1 protein-coding gene and 2 pseudogenes are annotated in these 6,356 nt (G+C 49.1%); 2 read left to right on the top strand and 1 reads right to left on the bottom strand.

Annotated features, from left to right (window positions below; genetic code table 11):
• Positions 1–704 precede the first annotated feature (704 nt).
• The gene (locus tag Q0413_RS09120) at positions 705–2,759 is read right to left on the bottom strand and encodes an ATP-dependent helicase (protein WP_298989583.1); all 2,055 of its coding nucleotides are present in this window, start codon (positions 2,757–2,759) and stop codon (positions 705–707) included.
• Positions 2,760–2,800: 41 nt separating this feature from the next.
• On the opposite strand from Q0413_RS09120, the pseudogene Q0413_RS09115 reads away from it, so the two are divergent.
• Positions 2,801–5,296: pseudogene (locus Q0413_RS09115) on the top strand (transglycosylase domain-containing protein); the annotation flags it as partial.
• An 887-nt stretch (positions 5,297–6,183) separates the two neighbouring features.
• A pseudogene (locus Q0413_RS11275) lies at positions 6,184–6,276 on the top strand (hypothetical protein); the annotation flags it as partial.
• Between the last annotated feature and the right edge of the window lie 80 nt (positions 6,277–6,356).

The following is a 6,356-nucleotide window of genomic DNA, read 5'->3' as shown; positions in this document are numbered from 1 at the left end:
GTCGCAGCAAGAAATTCGGCAGGGTACGTACTTTTTACGGCGCGCGCAATACGTAGTGAAATTTTAAATTTTGTAGCGCCGTAAATTTGATGCGCTTTAAAATTTTAACTTGTCGTGGAATTTGCGGTATTTTTGGAATTTATCAAATAAAATTTTAGCTCCGCGATGTATAAAACACGTAAATTTCAAAGTAAGAGAAAGATGAAATAGGACGGTGAAATTTTATTATCGCCGAATTTTGCCGCAGAATTCTACTCGCGTAAGATTTTGCGGAGATTTTTACTGCATTAAAATTATGCGGAGAGCAGGAGCAAAATTTTAAAATTTAATCCCGCAAGTTGCGGTGTGAAATTTTACAGTTACCCGCGCCGCAAATATCACCATTTCAAACCACCTTTGATCGCGCTGTTACATAGCGCGCGCAGCTCGCAAAAAAGCCCCAGGCAACCACGCCTCTCAATCGTAGCTTCAAATCCCGCTACCGCCTGCTAAATTTAGCGATCCGCAAAATATCGCACAACGTCCGCGCCGTAAAAATTTACAAATCGCAAAATTTACAAAAATCGTGCGGCGAAATTCTTACCGTAACGATCCGATAAAGAAGCCGAGACGGCGGCGTGTCAGACGCACGCGAGGAGTAAAATTCTTACTCAAACGATCCGTCCGCGCTAAAATGAAATTTCAAATTTAGCGAGCAAATTTCGCTACTTCACCAGCCCCGCTTCCCTTAAAAAGCAACTCGGCTCATAGCTAACTTTTCTGATCTTATCAAATTTCGCGTAGCTTAGCACCAGCTCGTCGCGCGCTCTGGTGACCGCCACGTAAAAGAGCCGCCGCTCCTCCTCCAGGCTACCGCCCATCGCCATTAGCTTGAGGTTCGGGAAGCGGTTTTGCGCCAGATCGATAAGATAGACGCTGCAAAACTCAAGCCCCTTGCTTGCGTGTACGCTGAGCAGATTTACCCCCTCGCCCTCGCTCATCTCCTTTGCGCCCAGGGTTATGAAGTTATAAAAGCTCTGCGGATCCGCGTATTTACCGGCGATCTGCTCTAAAATGCCGCATTTATCGTAGATGCGGGAGATCTCGTCCTTTTTGCGCTCATCGTCTATCTTGCCGTTTTTTAGCGTCGCGCGCTTTGTCGCGATGAAATCCGCCACAAGCGCGAAAAGGCGCGAGTCTTTGATCTGTGATATCAGCGTAGCGGACCTTGCAGCCGAGCCGCTTTTTTTAAAAATTTTATAAATTTCGTGCAAAAATACTGCGCCGCCCTCGGTGATTTTATTGTGTTTTAGAACCGGATGCGAGCGAAAAAACTCATCAAATTCCAAAGCTTCAAAGCGCGATACCGAGCCGATGATGTCCACATCGTCAAAAAGCCCAAGCTGGTAGTTTTTCCTCTTTTTTTCAAAAATTTTAACGCTCTCATCGGGACGCAAAAGACCTGCGTGAATGCTTCCGTGCCCAAGCGCGATTAGCGCGTCGAAAAGCTCCTTGCTCAGCGCGCTGCCGACGCCTCTTGCGTATTCGCACGTGCTCATAAATGCCATCATATCTTTTGGATTTATTATCATCGCGAAGATGTCCGTAAAGGCCTTGATCTCGCGGCTTTCAAAAAAGCTCACGCCGCCTTTTCGCTTCGCGCCGATGCCGAGCTCCTTAAGCGCGACCTCGACGCCGTCGGCGCTGGAATTATTGCGAAAGATGACGGCGATCTTTTCGCGCGGGATGCCGCTTTGTGCGATCTGTGCGGCTACGTGAGCGTATTGCGCCGCCGTATCGTCGTAAATATGCAGCCTAGGCGCGCTAAATTTACCCTCGCGGCCCACGATCAGCTTCTTTTCGTAAAGGCGCGGATTATTCGCGATGACGCGGTTTGCAAGCGCCAAAATCGCCGAGCTTGAGCGATAGTTGATATTCAGCGCGTAAATTTTAGCGTCCGCAAAGCGCTTGCCGAAGCTGCCGATGATATCGATGTTTGCGCCGTTAAAGGCGTAGATACTCTGATCGAAATCGCCGACGCAAAAAAGGCTTTTCGTCGCAAAGGCATCGATGAGGCTTCCTTGCAGCGAGTTCGTATCCTGATACTCGTCCACTAAAATTTCATCAAACCGCAGCGGCGCGCCCTTTCGCAGCTCATGGCGCATTTTTAGCAAAACGTCGTTGAAATCGGCGTAGTTAAATTTCGCCTTTTCCTCTTCGAACTCGCGCAAAATATCTGCGTAAATTTCGGCAAATTCCGCCTGATCCTCGTAGTTTTTGCTAAACCACGTCTCAAAATCCGCGCTCATCTCCTTGTTTTGATACAGCGAATACACGTCGTACAGATACGCCCCGCCGTAGGGGCGCGCGTCGCTTACGTGATAAAATTTTCGCCTTTCTACGAGGCTTTTTAGCAGCGTCTTTAGCTCGGCGGGCTGCTTTAGAATCACGCCTTTGCCGAGCTCGCGAAGTAGAGCGTAGGATACGGCGTGAAAGGTGCCCGCGACGATTGCGGAGGTGATTTTTTTATCAAAATGCCGCTGCAGCCTCGCTATCATCTCGCTTGCGGCCTTATTCGTAAATGTAAGAAGCAAAATTTTTCTAGGGCTCGTGCCGAGATTTAGCAGATGAGCGATGCGCGCGACGATGGTGCTGGTTTTGCCCGTGCCTGCGCTTGCGATTACTAGATTGTGCCCCGCAGGAGCGGTTGCTGCGGCGTATTGTTCGGTGTTTAGCTTAGCTAGAGCGTCCAAGATTATTCCTTTGCAAAAAGGCGCCATTATAGCCTAAAATCATTAAAATTCTTTGATATAATTGCGCGATGAAATTTCTAAAATTTACGTTAAAAATCGCGCTATTTTGCGCATTTGCATTCGCTCTGTTTTTGATCCTAGACGCGCTTTATCCGCTAAATTTGGATATGCTAAACAAGCAGAAGAGTAGAATTTTATATGACCGAAACGGCGAAATTTTAAATATGCAGATCAGCGACGATCAAATTTGGCGCTTCTACGCGAGCGCAGACGAGATACCGCCGCGGCTGAAACAAAGCGCGATCTACTTCGAGGATCGCTATTTTTACTACCATTTCGGCGTCAATCCAGCCTCGATTTTGCGCGCGGCTACGTATAATTTTACACAAAATTTTACTAAAAAAAGCGAGGGCAACGTCGAGCGCGTCGGAGCCTCGACGATCACGATGCAGGTTGCGCGTATGATGCGCCCCAAACAGCGCAGCTACAAGAACAAAATCATCGAAATTTTCAACGCCTTTCAGCTGGAGTGGCACTTCAGCAAGGATGAAATTTTAGGAATGTATTTCAACCTTGCCCCATATGGCGGCAACATCGAAGGGGTCAAAACCGCGGCGTATTTTTATTTCAAAAAGGACCTGCGCGAGCTTAGTAACGCTCAAATCGCGCTTCTTAGCGTGATCCCAAAAAATCCGAACAAAAACCGCCTGGATCGCAAATCAAACATCAACGCGCTTAAAAACCGCCTAATTTCGCAGCTGCGAGACGGCGGCGTGATCTCGCAAAGCGAGTATGAGCGCGCTCTTGCGGAGCTGTTTTCGCCCAGACGCTACGCAGCGCCCAATTACGCGCCGCATTACGCGCTGTTAGCGTTTAGCAATTATAAAATGCAGAATTTTACCGCCAAAGATGACGTAAATTTCACTCAAAATTTTGATTCTAACGGAGCGCCCGGCGGAGCAGCGGGGCAAGCAGGCTTGTCTGCGTACAGAGCCGCGGCGGCAGAGTTAAATTTTTCGGACGCGGCTGGTGCCGAATCAAATTTTACGGCTGCGGCGAATGTTAGGGCGAATTTATCAGGTGCCGTAAACGCGCAGGTGGGAATGGATTTGAAAGAAATGAATCCCAAAGAGGCGGATTTTAAAACGGATGCACCGGAGAGTTTAAATTTAGGCGGAACGAGCTCAAATTTAAACGAACGCGAAGTCGCAGAATCGCAGGCAGGCGCGAAACCGAATGAATCAAAAAGCGTAAAACCAAATGAACGAGAGGGCGCAAATTTGGATGAACGGCGAGATTTCATTGATGCCGCCCGCCCGTCGCAAAACACTCAAAGTCTAAATTTAAACGAGCAACGAGGCGCTGCGCATTTGCCGCAGAATTTTAGCGCAGATACGGATTCTGATAAAGGGCAAACCGAGTATTCGCCGCAAAATCCGAGTGCGGATATAAATTTAAACAAGCGGCAGAATGTCGTCAGTACCGCGCATCCGTATCAAAACTCGCAAAATCGGCAAAATCTAAATTTAAATAGTCGGCAAGATACCGCGCATCCGCCGCAAAATCCGCAGGCAGATGCAAACTCTAGTGAGCGGTCGAGCGCAAATTTTAGTGAACAGACAAATTCTGTTTCAGACGCTAGTACGCAGGCGGATTTTGCTTCGTCGGACGCTAGTGCCCAGACAGATTCTACTCCGGGCGCCAAAATACAGACAAATTCCGTTTCAGGCGCTAAATCGCGGGCAAATTTCGCTTCGGACACTAAGGCGCAAATAAATTCCGATCTAAACGCCAAGACGCGGGAAAATTCCGCAAACTCTAAAGCAGGCGCGCAATCAATGAAGCAAACTACGCTAGAGCAGGAGCTTGCGCGCCTAAACGAGGGTAAAATTTATTCGAGCTTAGATCTGAAAACACAAATCGCGCTTGAGGGCTTTTTGAAAAGCGAGATCCTTTCCCTGCGCGATAAGGGCGTTAGAAACGGCGCTGCGGTGCTGATCGACAACGAAAGCATGAGCGTTATTGCCTATGTCGGCAGCCACGATTTTAGCGCTAATGAGGGGCAAAACGACGGCGTGCGCTCGCAAAAAAACGTAGGCTCGACGCTAAAGCCCTTCATCTACGCCAAAGCCCTTGAGTACGGGCTCATCACCCCATCAAAGAAGCTGATCGACGCGCCGATAACTTTCGCGGGCTATGTGCCGCGCAACTACAACCAGGGCTTTTTGGGCGCGGTTAGTGCGACCGACGCGCTAAGCCTGAGCCTAAATATCCCCGCGGTAAAGCTAAATTTGATGCTTGGTGACGACGGGCTGTATGAGATGCTATCAAACGTGCATCTGGCGGAGTTTAGCAAGGATTATTACGGCGCAGGTATCGCGCTTGGCAGTATTTCTATGAGTCTAATGGATCTTGCTCGCCTTTACAGCGCGTTTGCAAATGGCGGTAAGTTGCGAAGGCTCGAAATAGCGGGCGTAAAGATCGGTGATGATGCTAAAATTTTAACCCCGCAGAGCGCTTACATCGTAACGCAGATGCTAAGAAACGCGCCGCGCTCCTACCTCGGCTCGGTGTGGCAAAACACCCTAAATGCGCCGCCTCTGATGTTTAAAACGGGCACGAGCGCCGATGCGCGCGATCTCTACACCGTCGCTCTGACGCCGAAATTTACTCTCGGCGTCTGGCTGGGAAATTTCGACGGCTCCAAGACTAGGGATCTTAGCGGCGGCGTAAGTGCGGCAAAAGTGGCGTTTAATATGTTTGCCTTCCTCGATAAATCAGCCATGTTGGGCGAGACGGAGTTTGCGCGCCCCGCGGGCGTGAGCTTGCGGCGGGTATGCACCGACGCGTACCGCGAAAAGGAGTGCGCGCAAAGCGCCGAGGATCTTACGATCGATGGGGTTGAGCCCAACGAGGAGTGCGAAATTTACGGCACGAGCGAGCTTTTTTATCTGCTAAAACACGGCCTAGTCGATCCGCAAAAGGTGCGCACAGGAAGGTGCGCGGCTAAATTTGCCGCCGTAAAGCCCGTGCTAAACGACATCAACGCCAAAACCTACGAGACCGGCGCGGACGGCACGCTGCGGCTAAAGGTGCAGTGCACGGCGGTTTTCGGCGAGCGGGTATATATCAGGCTAAGCGGCGGTTCGCGGGAGTTTATAGCGCTAAATTCCACCGCGTTTACGAGGGAGAATTCCGCGGATTTGGATTTCGAGCATTCTAGCGCGGCGCAGCAAGATAATTTAAAGCAAAATTTTGCAGAACAGAATTCTACAGCACAAAATTCTATGCTACAAAATTTAGCGTCGCAGAATGTAAAATCACAAAATCTTACGAAGCAAAATTCTGTAGAATGGAATTTTATAACTAAAAATCCAGTCACACGGAATTTGGCGTCGCAAAATTCTATCTTGCAAAATTCCACAGAGCAAAATTCGGAGGCTCAAGATTTCACAGTGAAAAATTTCACAGATCAAAATTCCTCGCAGCAAAATTTCACGGCACTAGATTTCACCACGCAAAGCCTAGCGCCTGCAAATTCTAAAGTTAAAACGGGAGAATATTTTGCGCGCACTAATGGCGAGGCTTTTACGCTAAGTCTTGGAACAGGGGATTTTGAGCTTG

This window comes from uncultured Campylobacter sp., assembly GCF_938045465.1.
Taxonomy (GTDB): domain Bacteria; phylum Campylobacterota; class Campylobacteria; order Campylobacterales; family Campylobacteraceae; genus Campylobacter_B.
The sequence above is the reverse complement of the archived record's forward strand: the minus strand, read 5'-3'. Positions and strand labels throughout refer to the sequence as shown.

Bases quoted from the DNA above. Each gene is read 5' to 3' on its own strand.
- Q0413_RS09120 (WP_298989583.1), bottom strand. From the start codon at position 2,759: ATGGCGCCTTTTTGCAAAGGAATAATCTTGGACGCTCTAGCTAAGCTA.